The sequence below is a fragment of the Roseococcus sp. GW821-FHT12F05 genome (assembly GCF_058806835.1).
In genome coordinates this window covers 687572-706588 of record NZ_JBXAQB010000002.1, presented here as the reverse complement: position 1 = coordinate 706588, position 19017 = coordinate 687572, and the positions used below count along the sequence as shown (strand labels likewise).

The 19017-nt window shown below is 68.3% G+C and carries 16 protein-coding genes and 1 tRNA gene; 16 read left to right on the top strand and 1 reads right to left on the bottom strand.

What is annotated here, in order from left to right; translation table 11 throughout:
- Positions 1-51 precede the first annotated feature (51 nt).
- The 5 genes from AC1ROY_RS08235 to AC1ROY_RS08215 all read left to right on the top strand — a co-directional run bounded on the left by AC1ROY_RS08235 (position 52) and on the right by AC1ROY_RS08215 (position 2051).
- Positions 52-128, top strand: a tRNA-Trp gene (locus tag AC1ROY_RS08235).
- A 153-nt stretch (positions 129-281) separates the two neighbouring features.
- The gene (gene secE, locus AC1ROY_RS08230) at positions 282-473 is read left to right on the top strand and encodes a preprotein translocase subunit SecE (RefSeq protein ID WP_165585265.1); all 192 of its coding nucleotides are present in this window, start codon (positions 282-284) and stop codon (positions 471-473) included.
- Positions 474-547: 74 nt separating this feature from the next.
- Positions 548-1084, top strand: coding sequence for a transcription termination/antitermination protein NusG (gene nusG / locus AC1ROY_RS08225; protein WP_213671930.1), 537 nt, complete (start codon positions 548-550; stop codon positions 1082-1084).
- Positions 1085-1260: 176 nt separating this feature from the next.
- Positions 1261-1644: a hypothetical protein gene (locus tag AC1ROY_RS08220; protein ID WP_493148264.1), complete on the top strand. Its 384-nt coding sequence runs from the start codon at positions 1261-1263 to the stop codon at positions 1642-1644.
- Positions 1645-1658: 14 nt separating this feature from the next.
- Positions 1659-2051, top strand: a complete 393-nt coding sequence (locus AC1ROY_RS08215) for a hypothetical protein (RefSeq protein ID WP_493148262.1) — start codon at positions 1659-1661, stop codon at positions 2049-2051.
- 3 nt (positions 2052-2054) lie between these two features.
- Here AC1ROY_RS08215 and AC1ROY_RS08210 read toward each other — a convergent pair whose 3' ends face one another.
- Positions 2055-2945: a DMT family transporter gene (locus AC1ROY_RS08210; protein WP_493148260.1), complete on the bottom strand. Its 891-nt coding sequence runs from the start codon at positions 2943-2945 to the stop codon at positions 2055-2057.
- A gap of 99 nt (positions 2946-3044) precedes the next feature.
- Here AC1ROY_RS08210 and AC1ROY_RS08205 point away from each other — a divergent pair, with 99 nt between their 5' ends.
- The 11 genes from AC1ROY_RS08205 (at position 3045) to rpsJ (ending at position 19016) form a co-directional block, all read left to right on the top strand.
- Positions 3045-4967, top strand: coding sequence for a putative bifunctional diguanylate cyclase/phosphodiesterase (locus tag AC1ROY_RS08205; RefSeq protein ID WP_493148259.1), 1923 nt, complete (start codon positions 3045-3047; stop codon positions 4965-4967).
- Positions 4968-5181: 214 nt separating this feature from the next.
- On the top strand, positions 5182-5616 hold the full coding sequence (gene rplK, locus AC1ROY_RS08200; RefSeq protein ID WP_493148258.1) for a 50S ribosomal protein L11: 435 nt from the start codon (positions 5182-5184) through the stop codon (positions 5614-5616).
- A gap of 4 nt (positions 5617-5620) precedes the next feature.
- A complete protein-coding gene (rplA, locus tag AC1ROY_RS08195; RefSeq protein ID WP_493148257.1) occupies positions 5621-6316 on the top strand; it encodes a 50S ribosomal protein L1 in 696 nt (231 codons plus the stop codon).
- Positions 6317-6600: 284 nt separating this feature from the next.
- A complete protein-coding gene (gene rplJ, locus AC1ROY_RS08190; RefSeq protein ID WP_493148256.1) occupies positions 6601-7116 on the top strand; it encodes a 50S ribosomal protein L10 in 516 nt (171 codons plus the stop codon).
- 149 nt (positions 7117-7265) lie between these two features.
- Entirely contained in the window at positions 7266-7643 is a 378-nt protein-coding gene (gene rplL / locus AC1ROY_RS08185) for a 50S ribosomal protein L7/L12 (RefSeq protein ID WP_493148255.1), read from the top strand.
- A gap of 196 nt (positions 7644-7839) precedes the next feature.
- On the top strand, positions 7840-12027 hold the full coding sequence (rpoB, locus tag AC1ROY_RS08180; protein WP_493148254.1) for a DNA-directed RNA polymerase subunit beta: 4188 nt from the start codon (positions 7840-7842) through the stop codon (positions 12025-12027).
- 82 nt (positions 12028-12109) lie between these two features.
- Complete coding sequence (gene rpoC, locus AC1ROY_RS08175) at positions 12110-16291, top strand: DNA-directed RNA polymerase subunit beta' (protein ID WP_493148253.1); 4182 nt, start codon at positions 12110-12112, stop codon at positions 16289-16291.
- 288 nt (positions 16292-16579) lie between these two features.
- Complete coding sequence (rpsL, locus tag AC1ROY_RS08170; RefSeq protein ID WP_131546751.1) at positions 16580-16951, top strand: 30S ribosomal protein S12; 372 nt, start codon at positions 16580-16582, stop codon at positions 16949-16951.
- A gap of 11 nt (positions 16952-16962) precedes the next feature.
- Positions 16963-17439 carry a 30S ribosomal protein S7 gene (rpsG, locus tag AC1ROY_RS08165; RefSeq protein ID WP_421989513.1) on the top strand — a complete coding sequence of 159 codons (477 nt, stop codon included), beginning with the start codon at positions 16963-16965 and terminating at the stop codon, positions 17437-17439.
- Positions 17440-17504: 65 nt separating this feature from the next.
- Positions 17505-18692 (top strand): elongation factor Tu, encoded by a 1188-nt coding sequence (gene tuf, locus AC1ROY_RS08160; protein ID WP_493148250.1) that lies wholly within the window; start codon positions 17505-17507, stop codon positions 18690-18692.
- A gap of 15 nt (positions 18693-18707) precedes the next feature.
- Positions 18708-19016 carry a 30S ribosomal protein S10 gene (gene rpsJ, locus AC1ROY_RS08155; RefSeq protein ID WP_131550998.1) on the top strand — a complete coding sequence of 103 codons (309 nt, stop codon included), beginning with the start codon at positions 18708-18710 and terminating at the stop codon, positions 19014-19016.
- Position 19017: the final 1 nt, after the last annotated feature.

The following is a 19017-nucleotide window of genomic DNA, read 5'->3' as shown; positions in this document are numbered from 1 at the left end:
GTTCCTTCGACCTGAAGCGTGAATCGGCCGGAGGGCACGCCGGACGGAACTAGGGGTGTAGCTCAATTGGCTAGAGCGCCGGTCTCCAAAACCGGAGGTTGGGGGTTCGAGACCCTCCACCCCTGCCAGATCTCCCCGGGTCCGGTCGCCGCCGGCGGCGTGAATCGGCCCCGCCAAAGGCCCTGATCCGGCGGCACGCATTGCAAGGCGGCCGCCGACATGCTTTCAGGGGGCCGCCGCCCAGGGGGTTTCTTGGGGGGCACAGTCAGGAACACGAAGTTTTGGCCAAGCTCAATCCCGTCCAGTTCTCCCGGGAAGTCCGGCAGGAGGTTGCGAAGGTCACCTGGCCCTCGCGCCGGGAGACGCTGATCACGACCGGCCTCGTCCTGGCCCTGTCCTCGCTGGCGGCCATCTTCTTCCTGGTGACGGATCAGCTGATCCAGCTTGCCATGCGCTGGGTCTTCGGGCTTTAGCAAAGGCGCAACAATTCAGTCGTTGATTCCGACGGGCCTTGCGGCCCGCGGAGGGCGAAGCGAGGTTTGGGCCGATGGCCGATAAGCGTTGGTATGTCGTGCATGTCTATTCGGGCTTCGAGAAGAAGATCGCCGAGCAGATCCGCGCGCAGGCCGCCCAGTCCGGCCTCGCCGACCGCATCGAGGACATCCTGGTCCCCACCGAGCAGGTCGTCGAAGTCCGCCGTGGCCAGAAGGTCGATACGGAACGAAAGTTCTTCCCCGGCTACGTGCTGGTGAAGATGGAGATGACCGACGACACCTGGCACCTCGTGCGCGACACGCCGAAGGTCACGGGCTTCCTCGGCGCGCGCAACAAGCCGCAACCCATCACCGAAGCCGAGGCGATGCGCATCGTCAACGCCATGGTCGAGGGCGCCGAGAAGCCCCGCCGCCCGGCCGTGCTCTTCGAGGTGGGCGAGCAGGTCCGCGTCTCCGACGGTCCCTTCACCAGCTTCAACGGCACGGTGGAGGAGGTCGACGAGGAGAAGGGCCGCCTCAAGGTCAGCGTCTCGATCTTCGGCCGCTCCACGCCGGTCGAGCTGGAATACAGCCAGGTCGAGAAGCTCTAGCACCCGCGGCGCGGCCGGCTTCGACAGGCCGGCCCTCATCGCGATCAGTGTCACTCGCAATAATCCTGCGAGTTCGAAAGACCGGGCGGCAGGGAGCGTCGTACGTCCCCGGGCCGGAACCTGGCGTGGCGCATCGGCGCCCCGCCGGGTCCGTCCCCAGGAAGAAAGGACGTGCCATGACCCCCCGAATGCTCCTTGCGACGGCCCTCCTGACCGCAGGCGCCGCCACCGTGATCCCCGCGGCCGGACAGGCCCAGCCGACCCCGCAGCAGGAGCGGCAGGTGCTCTCCGGCATCGCCTCGCCGACGGCGGCCCAGGCGCAGGCGGAGCTCGCCTATCTGAGCCCGGCGGTCCGCGCCCAGGTGGAGCAGCGCGCGACGGGCGGCAACACGGTCCGCGGCGTGATGGAGACGATGCTGCTGAACACCGTCTCCCAGCTCTTCGCCGCCCGGCGGGTGGTCGCCGTCGACTTCGTCAAGGGCGTCGTGGTGGTCGAGGGCGCCAACAACGAGACGCGCAGCTTCCCCTTCGACGTCACCCTGCTGCAGGTGAAGAGCTGAGGGGGGAGGGCGCCGTGTCCCGCATGCGCAGCCCATCGCCACGGCCCGCGCGGCGCCCGCTTGCCGCCGCCGCGCTGATCCTGGCCCTGGGCGCCCACACGCCGGCGCTCGCGCTGGAATGTCCGGCCCCCCAGGCCGGCGGCCAGGACGTCATCCGGGAAAGCGCGGAGGACATCGCCGCGCTCTCCGCGATGCTGGCGAGCGGCGATCTCGGCAACCGCGTCCCCCTCATCGTGGACGGGCTGCGGCGGCGCCATCCGGCAGCACGGACCTCCGAGATCGTGAACTACCTGCTGACAGCCTATTGTCCCGTCGTCGCCGCCCGCGTGGACCTGGACGAAGGCGGCATGCGCGCGCAGCTCGACGCCTTCGCCTCGCAGGTCACGACGCTGGCGACGCAGCCCTGACGGTCAGCGGCCGTGCGGCGGCGCCCGCTTCACAGCCTGCGACCAGCCGATATAGATCCCGGAGCCGACGATGACGGCGGCGCCCACCCAGGTCATGGCGTCCGGGAACTCGGAGAACATCAGCCAGCCGACGAAGACCGAGCCCAGCAGCTGAAAGTACTGGAAGGGCGAGAGGACGTTCGCCGGCGCATAGCCGAAGGCATGCGCCACGCAGTAATGGCCGAGCGCGCCGAGGATGCCCACGCCGAGGAAGAGGCCGACATCCAGCCAGGAATCGGGCGTCTGCCAGACGAAGGGCAGGACGAAGAACATTCCGAAGCCGCCCACCATGGCCGAGAGCAGTGCCGAGGTCTCGGGCGGGTCGATGCCGGCGAGCTTGCGCGTCAGGATCTGGTAGATGCCGTAGGCCGTGCCGCTCGCCACGATGAAGAGCGAGGCCCAGTGGAACAGCGCCGTCCCCGGCCGGATCACGATCAGCACGCCGAGGAAGCCGCAGACCAGCGCCGCGACGCGCCCCGGCGTGGTGCGCTCGCCCAGCATGGGCCAGGCCAGCAGCGCCACCGCCAGGGGCGCCGCCAGGCTGATCGCCGCCGCCTTGCCCAGCGGGATGAAGCCGATCCCGAAGAAATAGCAGGCATTGGAGGTGAAGAGCATCGAGGAGCGGAAGAGCTGCAGGCCGAAACGCTTGGTTTTCAGCAAGTTCAGCCCGTAGCGCGGGAAGAACAGCGCCGAGAGGAAGACGATGTGCCCGAAGGCGCGGGCCCAGCTGATCTGCAGCGAGCTGTATTCCTGCCCCAGCAGCTTCGCGAAGCCGCCCATCACGGGGAAGAGCGAGCCGGCCATCAGCATGAAGAGGATGCCGATGAGCAGCCTCGGCGGCGCGGCGCTGGACACGTCGCGAGGATGCGGTCGGGAAACCTTTCCGTCCAGCCGGTAAGGATTTGTTAACCAGGACATCGTCTCCTGCCGCCTCGACCTGGCAGGAGTCCCCCCATGCGCCGCCGCGTGCCCCTCACCCTGGACGCGCGCCTGGCCGTGGCGATGGCCTTGGGGCTGGTCCTGGCGCAGCTCGCCGGCGCCTGGTGGCTGAGCCGGTGGGGGCTGGAGCGCGAGCTGCTCCGCCACCACGACGCCGCGGCCGCGCAGACCGAGCTGCTGGCGGCGCTGGCCGGCCCCTCGCTGCGCGCCGGCCGCGTGCCGCGGGTGGAGGCGGCGCTGGTGTCGATCGGGCTGCGCAACCCGTCGCTGTCAGCGGCGCGGGTCGAGGGGATGGGCGGCGAGGCGGCCTATCGCTGGATGCGGCCGGGCTCCGTGGCGGGGCCCGGATGGTGGCAGGCGCGCGGGATGGGCCGGGTGCCCACGCTGGTCCTCTCGCGGCAGGCGACCGGGGTGGACGGCATGCCGGTCGGCCGGGTCGTCCTGGCCTGGGACCAGCGGCCCCTGCTGGCCGAGGCCGATTCGCGCTTCCTCGCCATGGCAGGGCTCTCGCTGCTGGTGAGCCTGGGGCTCGCCGGGCTGGGCCATCAGCTCTGGCGCCGGCGGATGCGGCGCTTCCACCTCGCCGAGGAGGCCACGCGCGACCTCGCGATGAAGGATCCGCTGACCGGCATCCGCAACCGCCGCGGCCTTGCCGAGGCGCTGGAGACCGGCGACTTCGCCACGGCCTGGGCCAGCGGCCGGCCGATCATGCTGGCGCTTGCCGATCTCGACGGCTTCAAGCCGGTGAACGACACCTATGGCCATGCCGCCGGCGACGACCTCCTGCGGCAGATCGCCGCCCGGCTCGACCGCGAGGTGGAGCGCCAGGGCATCGCGGCCCGGCTGGGGGGCGACGAGTTCGCGCTCATGCTGCTGCTGGATCCCGAGGACCCCATCGCGGCGGCCGAGGACGCGGCCCGGCGCCTGCTGGGCGTGGTGCGCGTGCCCTTCGCCCTGCATCCGGACGGGTCGGGCAGCGCCATCACCGTCCGGGTGGGGCTGAGCCTGGGCGTCGCGATCGCGCCCGAGGACGCGCAGGATTCCATGGAGCTGATGCGCCGGGCCGATGCCGCGCTCTACCGCGCCAAGGCGGAGGGGAGGGGGCGCTTCCGGCGCTTCAGCCCGGAGATGGACCCCCGGCTCGGCAAGCGGCGCGGCGCCATGAAGCTGGAGGCCGAGCTGCGCGAGGCGCTCGCCGCCGAGGCGCTCACCTGCCACTACCAGCCCATCCGTGAGCTTGCCGGCCGCGGCCTTGTGGGCTTCGAGGCGCTGGCGCGCTGGCCCCATCCGACCCGGGGCTTCGTGGCGCCTTCCGAATTCATCCCGATCGCCGAGGCCAACGGGCTCATCGTCCCGCTGACCGAGATCCTGCTGCGCACCGCCTGCCGGGACGCGGCGGCCTGGCCGGGGCGGCCGACGCTCTCCTTCAACCTCTCGCCGCTGCATCTGGCCGAGCCGGAGCTGCCCCGGCAGGTGGCGCGCATCCTGGCGGAGACGGGCTTTCCCCCCGGCCGGCTCCAGCTCGAGCTGACGGAGAGCGCCCTGCTCGGCGACCTCAGCGCCGGCCGGGCCATGCTGGCGGAGCTGAAGGCGCTGGGGGTGCGGCTGGCGCTGGACGACTTCGGGACCGGCCATTCCGGCCTGCGGGAGCTCCAGGCGCTGCCCTTCGACGTGATCAAGATCGATGCGGGCTTCGTGCGGGCCATGGCCTCCGACACGGGGGCGAGAAAAATCGTGGCGGCGATCATCGGGCTGGGGGAGAGCCTGGGCCTGCCCGTTGTGGCCGAGGGCATCGAGGAGGAGGTGGATGTGGAGTTCCTGGGCCGGCTCGGCTGCGACATGGGGCAGGGCTGGCTGCTGGGGCGCGCGCTCCCGGCGGAGCAGGCCATGCTGCTGACGCATGGCCATCCCCTGGTGATCGAGCGTGACGCAGCCTAGATGAGGACTCGACAGCGGCTGCGCTTGCCTGTAGACGCGCGCCTTCCGGTGAGGGGCTTCGCTCCTCGGCCGTAGAGAAACGCGGGAGGTCCTGCGGCACGACTACGCCGCCGGGCCGTCAGCACCGCGGGTCTCTCCACCTCCGCTGGCCGAATGGCTCGTCGGAACTCCGCGGGCCGAAGGCCCGTCGGAACTATGAGAGGACTTTATTGGTATGGCAAAGAAGATCGCCGGCTACATCAAGCTGCAGATCCCGGCCGGCAAGGCGAACCCCTCGCCGCCCGTCGGCCCCGCGCTCGGTCAGCGCGGCCTGAACATCATGCAGTTCGTGAAGGAATTCAACGCGGCCACGCAGCAGATGGAGCCCGGCACCCCGACGCCGGTCGTCATCACCGCCTACAGCGACCGCAGCTTCTCCTTCATCACCAAGACGCCGCCCAACACCTATTTCCTCATGAAGGCCGCGAAGATCGAGAAGGGCAGCCTGACGCCGGGCAAGGGCGCGACCTCCGGGCGCGTGACCAAGTCCCAGCTGGCCGAGATCGCCGCGGTCAAGATGAAGGACATGAACTGCACGGATATCGAGAGTGCGGTGCGCATGCTGGCCGGATCCGCCCGTTCGATGGGCATGACCGTGGTGGAGGGCTGATCCGATGGCCAAGCTCACGAAGCGCATGAAGGCCCTGGCCGCGACCGTCGCGCCGAACAAGGCCTATCCCCTCGCCGAGGCGATCTCGCTGGCCAAGGCCAATGCCAAGGCCAAGTTCGACGAGACCATCGAGATCTCGATGAACCTCGGCATCGACCCGCGCCACGCCGACCAGATGGTCCGCGGCATGGTCGGCCTGCCCAACGGCACCGGCAAGACGGTCCGCGTGGGCGTCTTCGCCCGCGGCCCGAAGGCCGAGGAGGCCAAGGCCGCCGGCGCCGATGTGGTGGGCGCGGACGACCTCGCCGCCCTGGTGCAGGAAGGCAAGATCGACTTCGACCGCTGCATCGCCACGCCGGACATGATGGCCCTGGTCGGCCGCCTCGGTAAGGTGCTGGGCCCGCGCGGCCTGATGCCGAACCCGAAGCTCGGCACCGTGACTATGGACGTGAAGGGCGCCGTGACGGCCGCCAAGGGCGGCCAGGTCGAATACCGCGCCGAGAAGGCCGGCATCGTGCATGCCGGCATCGGCAAGGCCAGCTTCGGCGCCGACAAGCTGCTGGAGAACGCCAAGGCCTTCGTCGAGGCGATCCAGAAGTCCCGCCCGACGGGCGCCAAGGGCACCTACGTGAAGAAGGTGGCCGTGTCCTCGACGATGGGCGCCGGCGTCAGCGTGGACGTGAGCAGCCTGAGCGGCTGACGAAACCAGATTCCTCCCGGGCTCAGGCCCGGGCGGCTTAGGCGGGGTCCTTCGGGGCCCTGCCGACCTGTCGGAGATTGCAGGCACCCCTCGGGGCTTAATGGGCATCCGCCCGCCAGCATGAGACGGGGAACCGAGATCCGCCCGCTCCGGGATTTTCCCGGCGGGCATGGCTTGGCTTTCCGGCAACGACAGCGGACGGGGTGAGGGGATGGTCCTCTCGCCCCCGTGTGAACCGGTCGGGGCCCTTCCACAAGGTTCCGGCCACCGACGGAGACGTGACGTTGGACCGTACGGAAAAGCGCGCTTTCGTCGACTCGCTGGGCTCTGTCTTCGCGCAGACCTCCTTCGTGCTCGTCGCCCGCAACAAGGGGCTGACGGTCGCGGCGGTGGACGATCTGCGCCGCAAGATGAAGGCCGCCGGGGCGACGTATAAGGTCGCGAAGAACCGGCTGGCCACGCGCGCCCTCGACGGCACCCGTTTCCAGGGCATCTCCTCCCTGCTGAAGGGCCCCACCGCGCTTGCGTGGTCGGTGGATCCGGTGGCGGTGGCGAAGACGGCCGTGGAGTTCGCCAAGGGCAATGAGAAGTTCGAGATCCTGGGCGGCGCGCTCGGGACCCAGACGCTGAACGTCGATGGCGTGAAGGCTCTGGCCGAACTTCCCTCGCTCGATACGCTGCGCGCGTCGCTCGTGGGTCTGATCCAGACCCCTGCGACTCGCATTGCCGGGGTGGTTCAGGCCCCCGCCGGCCAGCTGGCACGGGTGCTGAAGGCCTACGCGGACAAGGAAGCCGCCTAGCTGCGATCGCCGGAGGGCTTGCCCGAAGGCGTGAATCGCAGCGTCCGCGTAAGGGCGCTTTGGGACTGCCGAATCAGTGAACGCCCTGCCGCGTGGTGCGGTGGGGTTGTCAAGCCACAGTCAAGCCATTAGATCATAGGAACACAAACATGGCCGATCTCGCAAAGCTCGTTGACGAGCTGTCCGCTCTGACCGTCTTGGAGGCCGCCGAGCTCTCCAAGCTGCTCGAGGAGAAGTGGGGCGTCTCCGCCGCCGCGCCGGTGGCCGTTGCCGCCGCCGCCGGTCCGGCTGCCGCCGCTGCTCCTGCCGAGGTGCAGACCGAGTTCACGGTGACCCTTGCCGCCGCCGGCGACAAGAAGATCAACGTGATCAAGGAGATCCGCACGATCACGGGCCTGGGCCTCAAGGAAGCCAAGGACCTGGTCGAGGGCGCTCCGAAGGTCGTCAAGGAGAACATCTCCAAGGACGAAGCGGACAAGATCAAGAAGGTGCTGGAAGAAAACGGCGCGACCGTCGAGGTCAAGTAACGCCGTCCACAAGGTGCCGGGGCTCCGCGCCGGCGCCTGTGGAAGTTGTTTTGAAGTCGGGGTGGGTGGCAATCGGGTCCGGTTGCCGCCCCTCTCGCCGTTTCAGGGGCGCGGTGCCTCTGAAGTGCTTGCGGGGACATGGATTTTTGGCGGCGGGGATCTCTCCGCAGGCCAGCATTAAGGAAGCGGGACACGCATGAACGCCATCAGCAAGTCGTTCACGGCACGCAAGCGCATTCGCAAGAGCTTCGGGCGGCTGCCCGAGGTCGCGCCCATGCCCAACCTGATCGACGTGCAGCGCGCCTCCTACGCCACCTTCCTGCAGATGGAGACGCATCCGGACAGCCGGACGAACACGGGTCTGCAGGAGGTCTTCAAGTCGGTCTTCCCGATCAACGACTTCGCCGGCCGCGGCCGTCTGGAGTTCGTCCAGTACGAGCTCGAGGAGCCGAAATACGACGTCGAGGAGTGCATCGCGCGCGGGCTGACCTTCGCCGCGCCGCTGAAGGTCAAGCTGCGCCTGATCGTCTGGGACCTGGACGAGGACACCGGCAGCCGCTCCGTCCGCGACATCAAGGAGCAGGACGTCTACATGGGCGACATGCCGCTCATGACGGACAACGGCACCTTCATTATCAACGGCACCGAGCGCGTCATCGTCTCGCAGATGCACCGCAGCCCCGGCGTGTTCTTCGACCATGACAAGGGCAAGACGCACAGCAGCGGCAAGTACCTCTTCGCCGCGCGTGTGATCCCCTACCGCGGCTCCTGGCTCGACTTCGAGTTCGACGCCAAGGACATCTGCTATGTCCGCATCGACCGGAAGCGGAAGCTGCCGGCCTCCACCCTGCTGCTCGCCCTCGACAGCGAGGCGACCGAGGCGAAGCGCGTCGAGCGCGCCGCCCAGGGCCTGGAGATGGAGCATTCCGAGATCCGCGGCATGGATGCCGAGGAGATCCTCGGCGCCTTCTACGGCCAGGTGGAGTTCCGCCGCGGCCCGAAGGGCTGGTCGCGCGCCTTCGATCCCGACAGCTTCCGCGGCATCAAGCTGCTGGAGCCGCTGATCGACGCCAAGACCGGCGCCATCGTGGCCGACAAGGACGTCAAGATGACGCCCCGCGCCGCCCGCAAGATCGTCGAGGCCGGCACCACCGAGGTGCTGGTCGGCCGCACCGACCTGCTCGGCCGCTTCGTGGCCGTCGACCTCGTGAACTACGAGACCGGCGAGATCTGGGCCGAGGCCGGCGAGGAGCTGACCGAGCCGAAGCTCGCGGCCATCGAGGATGCCGGCATCGACGTGCTGCCCACGCTGGCCATCGACCAGTCGGTCGGCGCCTGGATGCGCAACACGCTCGCGGTGGACAAGAACACCAACCGCGAAGAGGCGCTGATGGACATCTACCGGGTCATGCGCCCGGGCGAGCCGCCGACGCCGGAGACGGCCGAGGCGCTGTTCAAGGGCCTCTTCTTCGACGGCGACCGCTACGACCTCTCGGCCGTGGGCCGCGTGAAGATGAACATGCGCCTGGGCTTCTCGCTCGAGGAGGCGCCGGACCATCTGCGCACGCTGCGCAAGCAGGACATCGTCTCCACGATGCGCGTGCTGATGGACCTCAAGGACGGCCGCGGCTCCATCGACGACATCGACAACCTCGGCAACCGGCGCGTGCGCTCGGTCGGCGAGCTGATGGAGAACCAGTACCGCGTCGGCCTGCTGCGCATGGACCGCGCGATCAAGGAGCGCATGGGCGCGGTCGATATCGACACCGTCATGCCGCACGACCTGATCAACGCGAAGCCGGCGGCGGCGGCGGTGCGGGAGTTCTTCGGCTCCTCGCAGCTCAGCCAGTTCATGGACCAGACCAACCCGCTGTCGGAAGTGACGCACAAGCGCCGCCTCTCGGCGCTTGGCCCGGGCGGTCTGACGCGCGAGCGCGCCGGCTTCGAGGTGCGCGACGTGCACCCGACGCATTACGGCCGCATCTGCCCGATCGAGACGCCGGAAGGCCCGAACATCGGCCTGATCAACTCGCTCGCCACCTTCGCGCGGGTGAACAAGTACGGCTTCATCGAGACGCCCTACCGCCTCGTGAAGGACGGCAAGATCGTCGGCGAGCCGCGCTACCTCTCCGCCATGGAGGAGGAGAAGCTGGTCGTCGCCCAGGCCGATGCCGAGGTGGACGCCTCCACGGGCGAGTTCCTGAGCGACCTCGTCTCGGTCCGCCAGAGCGGCGACTTCCGCCTGGTGAAGCCGGGCGAGGTGACGGCCATCGACGTCTCGCCGAAACAGCTGGTGTCCGTCGCCGCGGCGCTGATCCCGTTCCTCGAGAACGATGACGCGAACCGCGCGCTGATGGGCTCGAACATGCAGCGCCAGGCGGTGCCGCTGATCCGCGCCGACGCGCCCCTCGTGGGCACCGGCATGGAGGCCGCCGTGGCCCGCGACTCCGGCGCGGCGATCTCCGCACGGCGCGAGGGCGTCGTCGACCAGATCGACGGCGCGCGCATCGTGGTGCGCGCGACGGGCGAGGACGGCCAGACGGTCGGCGTCGACATCTACCGCCTGCGCAAGTTCCAGCGCTCCAACCAGAGCACCTGCATCAACCAGCGCCCGCTGGTGAAGGTGGGCGACCGGGTGACGGTGGGCGAGATCATCGCCGACGGTCCGTCGACGGAGCTCGGCGAGCTCGCGCTCGGCCGCAACGTGCTCTGCGCCTTCATGCCCTGGAACGGCTACAACTTCGAGGACTCGATCCTGATCTCGGAGCGCATCGCGCGCGACGACGTGTTCACCTCCATCCACATCGAGGAATTCGAGGTGATGGCGCGCGACACGAAGCTTGGCCAGGAGGAGATCAGCCGCGACATCCCGAATGTGGGTGAAGAGGCGCTCCGCAACCTCGACGAGGCCGGCATCGTCTATGTCGGCGCCGAGGTGCATCCGGGCGACATCCTGGTCGGCAAGGTCACGCCGAAGGGCGAGAGCCCGATGACGCCGGAGGAGAAGCTCCTCCGCGCCATCTTCGGCGAGAAGGCGTCGGACGTGCGCGACACCTCGCTGCGCCTGCCGCCCGGCGTCTCCGGCACGATCGTGGACGTGCGCGTCTTCTCCCGCCGCGGCGTGGACAAGGACGAGCGCGCCATGGCGATCGAGCGCTCGGAGATCGAGCGGCTGGCGAAGGACCGCGACGACGAGCGCGCCATCCAGGAGCGCAGCTTCTACGGCCGGCTCCGCGAGCGGCTGCTGAACCGCAAGGCCAGCGGCGGCTTCAAGGGCGTCAAGGCCGGCACGCCGATCACCGACGAGGTGCTGGAGCAGTTCGCCAAGGCGACCTGGCGGCAGATCGCGGTGACCGACGACGCGGCGATGGTCGAGATCGAGGCGCTGAAGCGTGAGTTCGACGCGGCCGTCGAGCGGCTGCAGAAGCGCTTCGAATCGAAGGTCGAGAAGCTGCAGCGCGGCGACGAGCTGCCGCCCGGCGTGATGAAGATGGTCAAGGTCTTCGTGGCGGTGAAGCGCAAGCTGCAGCCCGGCGACAAGATGGCCGGCCGCCACGGCAACAAGGGCGTGGTCTCGCGCGTGGTGCCGGTGGAGGACATGCCGTTCCTCGAGGACGGCACCTCGGTCGATCTCGTGCTGAACCCGCTGGGCGTGCCTTCGCGCATGAACATCGGCCAGATCCTGGAGACGCACCTGGGCTGGGCCTGCGCCAATATCGGCCGCGAGGTCGGTGAGCTGGTGGAGGATTTCCGGCGCTCGTCCGCGGTGCGCGACGAGCTGCTGGCCAAGCTGAAGGACATCTACGGCGACGAGGTCTTCGAGCGCGACATCCTGCCGATGAGCGAGGACCAGCTGATCGAGCTGGCGGACAACCTGAAGAAGGGCATCCCCATCGCGACGCCGGTCTTCGACGGTGCCCGCATCTCGGACATCGAGGACATGCTGAGCAAGGCCGGCCTCGACACCTCCGGCCAGATGCAGCTGGTGGACGGCCGCACGGGCGAGCTCTTCGAGCGCAAGGTGACGGTCGGCTACATCTACATGCTGAAGCTGCACCACCTGGTCGACGACAAGATCCACGCGCGCTCGATCGGCCCCTACTCGCTGGTCACGCAGCAGCCGCTGGGCGGCAAGGCCCAGTTCGGCGGACAGCGCTTCGGCGAGATGGAGGTCTGGGCGCTCGAGGCCTATGGCGCGGCCTACACGCTGCAGGAGATGCTGACGGTGAAGTCGGACGACGTGTCCGGCCGCACCAAGGTCTACGAGGCGATCGTCCGCGATCAGGACAGCTTCGAGGCCGGCATCCCCGAGAGCTTCAACGTTCTGGTCAAGGAGCTGAAGTCGCTCGGCCTGAACGTGGACCTGGAAAACCGCGGGTCCTGAGTATGACGGGCGGGGCGCCTGACGCGCCCCGTCCTCCCCCATGCATGGCCCGGCGCGCGCGCCGGGCAGAGAGCGAGGCGGCATGAACGAGCTGATGAAGATCCTGGGCCAGACCGGCCAGGCGATGACTTTCGACCAGATCAAGATCTCCATGGCGTCGCCGGAGCAGATCCGCTCCTGGTCCTATGGCGAGATCAAGAAGCCGGAGACGATCAACTACCGCACCTTCAAGCCGGAGCGGGACGGGCTGTTCTGCGCCCGCATCTTTGGTCCGATCAAGGACTACGAGTGCCTGTGCGGCAAGTACAAGCGGATGAAGTTCCGCGGCATCGTCTGCGAGAAGTGCGGCGTGGAAGTGACGCTCGCCAAGGTCCGGCGCGAGCGCATGGGCCATATCGAGCTCGCGGCGCCCGTCGCGCACATCTGGTTCCTGAAGAGCCTTCCGAGCCGTGTCGGCCTGATGGTCGACATGACCCTGAAGGAGCTGGAGAAGGTCCTGTACTTCGAGTCCTACGTGGTGCTCGAGCCCGGCCTGACCGACCTCAAGCTGCACTCGCTGCTGAACGAGGACCAGTTCGTCGCCAAGCAGGACGAGTTCGGCGAGGACGCCTTCCGCGTCGGCATCGGTGCCGAGGCCGTGAAGGAGATCCTGCATGGCATGGAGATGGCCAAGGACGGCGTGCGCCTGCGCGCCGAGCTGAAGGAGACCACCTCCGAGGCCAAGCGCAAGAAGCTGGTGAAGCGCCTCAAGTTGATCGAGGCATTTTCCGAATCCGGCGCCCGTCCGGAGTGGATGATCCTCGACGTCGTGCCGGTCATTCCGCCCGAGCTGCGCCCGCTGGTGCCGCTGGACGGCGGCCGCTTCGCGACCTCGGACCTGAACGACCTGTACCGCCGCGTCATCAACCGCAACAACCGCCTGAAGCGGCTGATCGAGCTGCGCGCCCCTGACATCATCGTGCGCAACGAGAAGCGCATGCTGCAGGAGTCGGTGGACGCGCTGTTCGACAACGGCCGCCGCGGCCGCGCGATCACGGGCGCCAACAAGCGCCCGCTGAAGTCGCTGTCCGACATGCTGAAGGGCAAGCAGGGCCGCTTCCGGCAGAACCTGCTCGGCAAGCGCGTCGACTACTCCGGCCGCTCGGTGATCGTCGTCGGTCCCGAGATGAAGCTGCACCAGTGCGGCCTGCCGAAGAAGATGGCGCTCGAGCTGTTCAAGCCCTTCATCTACTCGAAGCTCGAGAAGTACGGCCACGCCAGCACCATCAAGCAGGCCAAGCGCATGGTGGAGAAGGAGCGTCCCGAGGTGTGGGACATCCTGGAGGAGGTCATCCGCGAGCACCCGGTCATGCTGAACCGGGCGCCCACGCTGCACCGCCTCGGCATCCAGGCCTTCGAGCCCGTGCTCGTCGAGGGCAAGGCGATCCAGCTGCACCCGCTGGTCTGCACCGCCTTCAACGCGGACTTCGACGGCGACCAGATGGCCGTGCACGTCCCCCTGAGCCTCGAGGCTCAGCTGGAGGCGCGCGTGCTGATGATGTCGACCAACAACATCCTCTCGCCCGCGAACGGCAAGCCGATCATCGTGCCGTCGCAGGACATCGTGCTCGGCCTCTACTACCTCAGCCTCGACACGCCGGAGTTCCGCGCGGCCGAGGACGACAAGGCACCGCGCATCACCGATATCGGCGAGATCGAGCACGCCCTGTCGGTCGGCGCGCTGACCATCCACAGCAAGATCCTCACCCGCCGCGCCACGGTGGATGCCGACAACAAGCCGATCGTCGAGCGGGTGATCACCACGCCGGGCCGCATGCTCATGGGCGCGCTGCTGCCCAAGCACCCGGCGCTGCCCTTCTCGCTGATCAACCGCCTGCTGACCAAGAAGTCCATCTCGGACGTGATCGACGCCGTGTACCGCCATTGCGGCCAGAAGGAATCGGTGATCTTCGCCGACCGCCTGATGGGCCTCGGCTTCCGTCACGCTGCCAAGGCGGGCATCTCCTTCGGCAAGAACGACATGATGATCCCGCCCGAGAAGGTGGGGCTCATCGCGACGACCAAGGCCGAGGTGAAGGAGTTCGAGCAGCAGTATCTCGACGGCCTCATCACCTCGGGCGAGCGCTACAACAAGGTGGTCGACGCCTGGTCGCGCTGCACGGATGCCGTGGCCTCCGCGATGATGAAGGAGATTCAGAAGCAGGAGATCGGCAAGCCGACCAACTCCGTGTGGATGATGTCCCACTCCGGTGCGCGTGGGTCGCCGGCGCAGATGCGCCAGCTGGCCGGCATGCGCGGCCTGATGGCCAAGCCCTCGGGCGAGATCATCGAGCAGCCGATCATCTCGAACTTCAAGGAAGGCCTCACCGTCCTGGAGTACTTCAACTCCACGCACGGCGCCCGCAAGGGCCTCGCCGACACCGCGCTGAAGACGGCCAACTCCGGCTATCTGACGCGCCGCCTGGTCGACGTGGCGCAGGACTGCATCATCATGGAGGATGACTGCGGCACCGAGCGCGGGCTGAACGTGCGCGCCATCATGGATGGCGGCGACGTGGTGTCCTCACTCTCCGAGCGCATCCTGGGCCGGACCACGCAGGAGGATGTGATCGACCCCGCGACGGGCGAGATCATCATCGCCAACAACATGCTGGTCGAGGAAGCCGATGCCGAGCGCATCGAGAAGGCCGGCGTCGAGGGGGTGAAGATCCGCTCGGTGCTGACCTGCGAGTCGCTCCAGGGCGTCTGCGGCCATTGCTACGGCCGTGACCTCGCGCGCGGCACGCCGGTGAACATGGGCGAGGCGGTGGGCGTCATCGCCGCGCAGTCCATCGGCGAGCCGGGCACGCAGCTGACCATGCGCACCTTCCACATCGGCGGCGCGGCTCAGCGTGGCGCCGAGCAGTCGGCGGTGGAGGCGACGGTCGACGCGACGGCCAAGCTGTTCAACCTCCAGCTGGTGACCAACAGCTCCGGCGCGCCGATCGTCATGAGCCGCAACTGCGAAGTGGCGCTCATGGACGCCAACGGCCGCGAGCGCGCGCGCTTCCGTGTGCCCTACGGCGCGCGGATGCTGATCACCGACGGCGCGGCGGTCACGCGCGGCCAGAAGCTGGCCGACTGGGATCCCTTCACCCTGCCGATCATCACCGAGCGTGAGGGCAAGGTGGAGTATGCGGACCTCATCGAGGGCATCACCCTCGTCGAGCGCACCGACGACGTCACGGGCCTGACCTCCAAGGTGGTGGTGGACTACAAGTCCTCGACCAAGTCGGTGGATCTGCGCCCGCGCATCGTCATGAAGGACGCCCGCGGCGAGATCATGAAGCTGCCGAACGGGGCCGAGGCGCGCTACTTCCTCAGCCCGGACACGGTGCTGAGCGTGGACAACGGCGCGACCGTGGAGGCGGGCGACGTGGTGGCCCGCATGCCGCGCGAATCGTCGAAGACCCGTGACATCACCGGCGGTCTGCCGCGCGTGGCGGAGCTCTTCGAGGCCCGCCGGCCCAAGGATGCCGCGATCATCAGCGACATCGACGGGCGGGTGGAGTTCGGCAAGGACTACAAGGCCAAGCGCCGCGTGATCGTGAAGAGCGAGCCGATGGGCGACGAGCCGCCGATCGAGCGCGAGTACCTGGTGCCGAAGGGCAAGCACGTCTCGGTGCAGGAGGGCGACTACGTGAAGGCGGGCGACCCCCTGGTCGACGGGCCGCGCGTGCCGCACGACATCCTGCGCGTGCTGGGCGTCGAGGCGCTGGCGAACTACCTCGTCAACGAGATCCAGGACGTCTATCGCCTGCAGGGCGTGAAGATCAACGACAAGCACATCGAGGTGATCGTTCGCCAGATGCTGCAGAAGGTTGAGATTCTCGACGGCGGCGAGACGACCTACCTCATCGGCGAGCAGGTGGACCGCTTCGAGTTCGATGCGGAGAACGAGAAGCGCCTGAAGCTGGGCGAGCGTCCTGCGCGCGCCGAGCCGGTGCTGCAGGGCATCACCAAGGCCTCCCTGCAGACGCAGAGCTTCATCTCGGCGGCGTCCTTCCAGGAGACCACCCGCGTGCTCACAGAGGCGGCCACGGCCGGCAAGGTGGACACCCTGGGCGGCCTCAAGGAGAACGTCATCGTGGGCCGCCTGATCCCGGCGGGCACGGGCTCCGTGATGAACCGGCTGAAGATCCTGGCGGCGAAGCGCGACAGCGGGCGCCTGCCCGCGACGCCGGCGCTGCCGGAGCCGGAGACGAGCCCCGCGGCCGCCGAGTAGCGGCATGCGGAAAGGACGGGGGCCGCGTCTGCCTCCGTCCGGCGAATCACCCCCCTGGTCGCTTGACTCAGGGCAGGGGGGTGAGTAAGACGCGCAACTCGCCTGGACGGTCAGCGATGACCACCGGGCATGTTGGTTCAAACGCCTTGCTTCGGTCGCCACGGCCTCCTTCGGAGGCGGTTCAGGCCCGGGGTTGACGCGGTGGCCCGTTCGGAGCGCGAAAGCGCCCGTCGGGCTCTGTGTCGTTTGGCGGACGGATCGCACAGAACGGGTTTACGAAGGGGCGTCATGCCGACGATCAACCAGCTCATCGCGCAGGGGCGCGAGCCGCGCCGTAGCCAGAACAAGGTTCCGGCCCTCGAAGGCTGCCCGCAGAAGCGCGGCGTCTGCACGCGCGTCTACACGACCACGCCGAAGAAGCCGAACTCGGCGCTGCGTAAGGTCGCCAAGGTGCGCCTGACCAACGGCTTCGAGGTCGTGAGCTACATCCCTGGCGAGGGCCACAACCTGCAGGAGCACTCGGTGGTGCTCATCCGCGGCGGCCGCGTGAAGGATCTTCCGGGCGTGCGCTACCACATCCTGCGCGGCGTGCTCGATACGCAGGGTCTGCCGAAGCGGCGCAAGCGGCGCTCGCTCTACGGCGCGAAGCGGCCGAAGTGAGGAACTGAGAGATGTCTCGTCGTCACCGCGCAGAGAAGCGCGAAGTCCTGCCGGATCCGAAGTTCGGCGACGTCGTCCTGAGCCGTTTCATGAACGTGCTGATGTACGACGGCAAGAAGAGCGCCGCGGAAGGCATCGTCTATGCCGCCATGGACACGCTGAAGCGCAAGGGGGGCGTCAATGCCGACCCGCTTCGCCTGTTCCACGAGGCGCTGGACAATGTGAAGCCGGCCGTCGAGGTGCGCTCGCGCCGCGTCGGCGGTGCCACCTACCAGGTGCCCGTCGAGGTCCGCCCGGAGCGGCGCCAGGCGCTGGCCATCCGCTGGCTGATCGATGCCGCCCGCAAGCGCGGCGAGAGCACGATGGAGGAGCGCCTTTCGGCGGAGCTGATGGACGCGGTGAACAACCGCGGCACGGCCGTCAAGAAGCGCGAAGACACGCACCGGATGGCGGAGGCGAACAAGGCCTTCAGCCACTACCGTTGGTAAGAGATGACAGGGCGCGCTGACGCGCGCGGGCGTTGGTAAACCCCTTTTGAATTGGATGCACGACGATGGCCAAGGCGAAGTTTGAGCGGAACAAGCCGCACTGCAACATTGGGACGATCGGCCATGTGGACCATGGCAAGACGTCGTTGACGGCGGCGATCACGAAGGTGCTGGCGAAGTCGGGCGGGGCGTCGTTCACGGCGTACGACCAGATCGACAAGGCTCCTGAGGAGCGTGCGCGCGGGATCACGATCTCGACGGCGCATGTGGAGTACGAGACGGCGAACCGCCACTACGCGCACGTGGATTGCCCGGGCCATGCGGACTACGTGAAGAACATGATCACGGGCGCGGCGCAGATGGACGGCGCGATCCTGGTGGTGTCGGCGGCGGACGGCCCGATGCCGCAGACGCGCGAGCACATCCTTCTGGCGCGGCAGGTGGGCGTTCCGGCGCTGGTGGTGTTCCTGAACAAGATGGACCTGGCGGACCCGGACCTGGTGGAGCTGGTGGAGATGGAGGTGCGCGAGCTGCTGTCCTCCTACCAGTTCCCGGGCGACGACATCCCGATCGTGAAGGGTTCTGCGGTCGCGGCGCTGGAGGACAAGACGCCTGAGATCGGCGAGAACGCGATCCTGGAGCTGATGGCGGCGGTGGACAGCTACATCCCGCAGCCGGAGCGGGCGGTGGACCGTCCGTTCCTGATGCCGGTTGAGGACGTGTTCTCGATCTCGGGCCGCGGGACGGTGGTGACGGGCCGCGTGGAGCGTGGCGTGATCAAGGTCGGCGAGGAGGTGGAGATCATCGGCCTGAAGGCGACGGTGAAGACGGTGGTGACGGGCGTGGAGATGTTCCGCAAGCTGCTGGACCAGGGGCAGGCGGGCGACAACATCGGGGCGCTGCTGCGCGGCACGAAGCGCGAGGACGTGGAGCGCGGTCAGGTGCTGGCGGCTCCGGGCTCGATCACGCCGCACACGAAGTTCAAGGCGGAGGCGTACATCCTGACGAAGGAGGAGGGCGGCCGGCACACGCCGTTCTTCACGAACTACCGTCCGCAGTTCTACTTCCGGACGACGGACGTGACGGGTGTGGTGCAGCTTCCCGAGGGCGTCGAGATGGTGATGCCGGGCGACAACGTGTCGATGGACGTGGAGCTGATCGCGCCGATCGCGATGGACGAGGGGCTGCGCTTCGCGATCCGCGAGGGCGGCCGCACCGTCGGCGCCGGCGTCGTCGCCGCCATCTCGAAGTAATCGGACCACTTCGCCATGGACAGCCAGAATATCCGCATCCGCCTCAAGGCGTTCGATCACCGCGTGCTGGATGGCAGCACGCGGGAGATCGTGCAGACCGCGAAGCGGACGGGTGCGCGCGTGCGCGGGCCCATCCCGTTGCCGACGCAGATCGAGCGCTTCACCGTGAACCGCTCGCCGCATGTGGACAAGAAGAGCCGCGAGCAGTTCGAGATTCGGACGCACCGCCGGCTCCTCGACATCGTCGACCCCACCCCGCAGACCGTGGACGCGCTGATGAAGCTCGACCTCGCCTCGGGCGTGGACGTCGAGATCAAGATCTGAG

What these genes read in the sequence shown, in the direction of transcription:
- rplK (WP_493148258.1), top strand. Translation starts at nt 5,182, where the DNA reads ATGGCAAAGAAGATCGCCGGCTACATCAAGCTGCAGATCCCGGCCGGC.
- rpsL (WP_131546751.1), top strand. Translation starts at nt 16,580, where the DNA reads ATGCCGACGATCAACCAGCTCATCGCGCAGGGGCGCGAGCCGCGCCGT.
- rpoB (WP_493148254.1), top strand. Translation starts at nt 7,840, where the DNA reads ATGAACGCCATCAGCAAGTCGTTCACGGCACGCAAGCGCATTCGCAAG.
- rplL (WP_493148255.1), top strand. Translation starts at nt 7,266, where the DNA reads ATGGCCGATCTCGCAAAGCTCGTTGACGAGCTGTCCGCTCTGACCGTC.
- AC1ROY_RS08220 (WP_493148264.1), top strand. Translation starts at nt 1,261, where the DNA reads ATGACCCCCCGAATGCTCCTTGCGACGGCCCTCCTGACCGCAGGCGCC.
- rplA (WP_493148257.1), top strand. Translation starts at nt 5,621, where the DNA reads ATGGCCAAGCTCACGAAGCGCATGAAGGCCCTGGCCGCGACCGTCGCG.
- nusG (WP_213671930.1), top strand. Translation starts at nt 548, where the DNA reads ATGGCCGATAAGCGTTGGTATGTCGTGCATGTCTATTCGGGCTTCGAG.
- rpsG (WP_421989513.1), top strand. Translation starts at nt 16,963, where the DNA reads ATGTCTCGTCGTCACCGCGCAGAGAAGCGCGAAGTCCTGCCGGATCCG.
- AC1ROY_RS08205 (WP_493148259.1), top strand. Translation starts at nt 3,045, where the DNA reads ATGCGCCGCCGCGTGCCCCTCACCCTGGACGCGCGCCTGGCCGTGGCG.
- rpsJ (WP_131550998.1), top strand. Translation starts at nt 18,708, where the DNA reads ATGGACAGCCAGAATATCCGCATCCGCCTCAAGGCGTTCGATCACCGC.
- rpoC (WP_493148253.1), top strand. Translation starts at nt 12,110, where the DNA reads ATGAACGAGCTGATGAAGATCCTGGGCCAGACCGGCCAGGCGATGACT.
- tuf (WP_493148250.1), top strand. Translation starts at nt 17,505, where the DNA reads ATGGCCAAGGCGAAGTTTGAGCGGAACAAGCCGCACTGCAACATTGGG.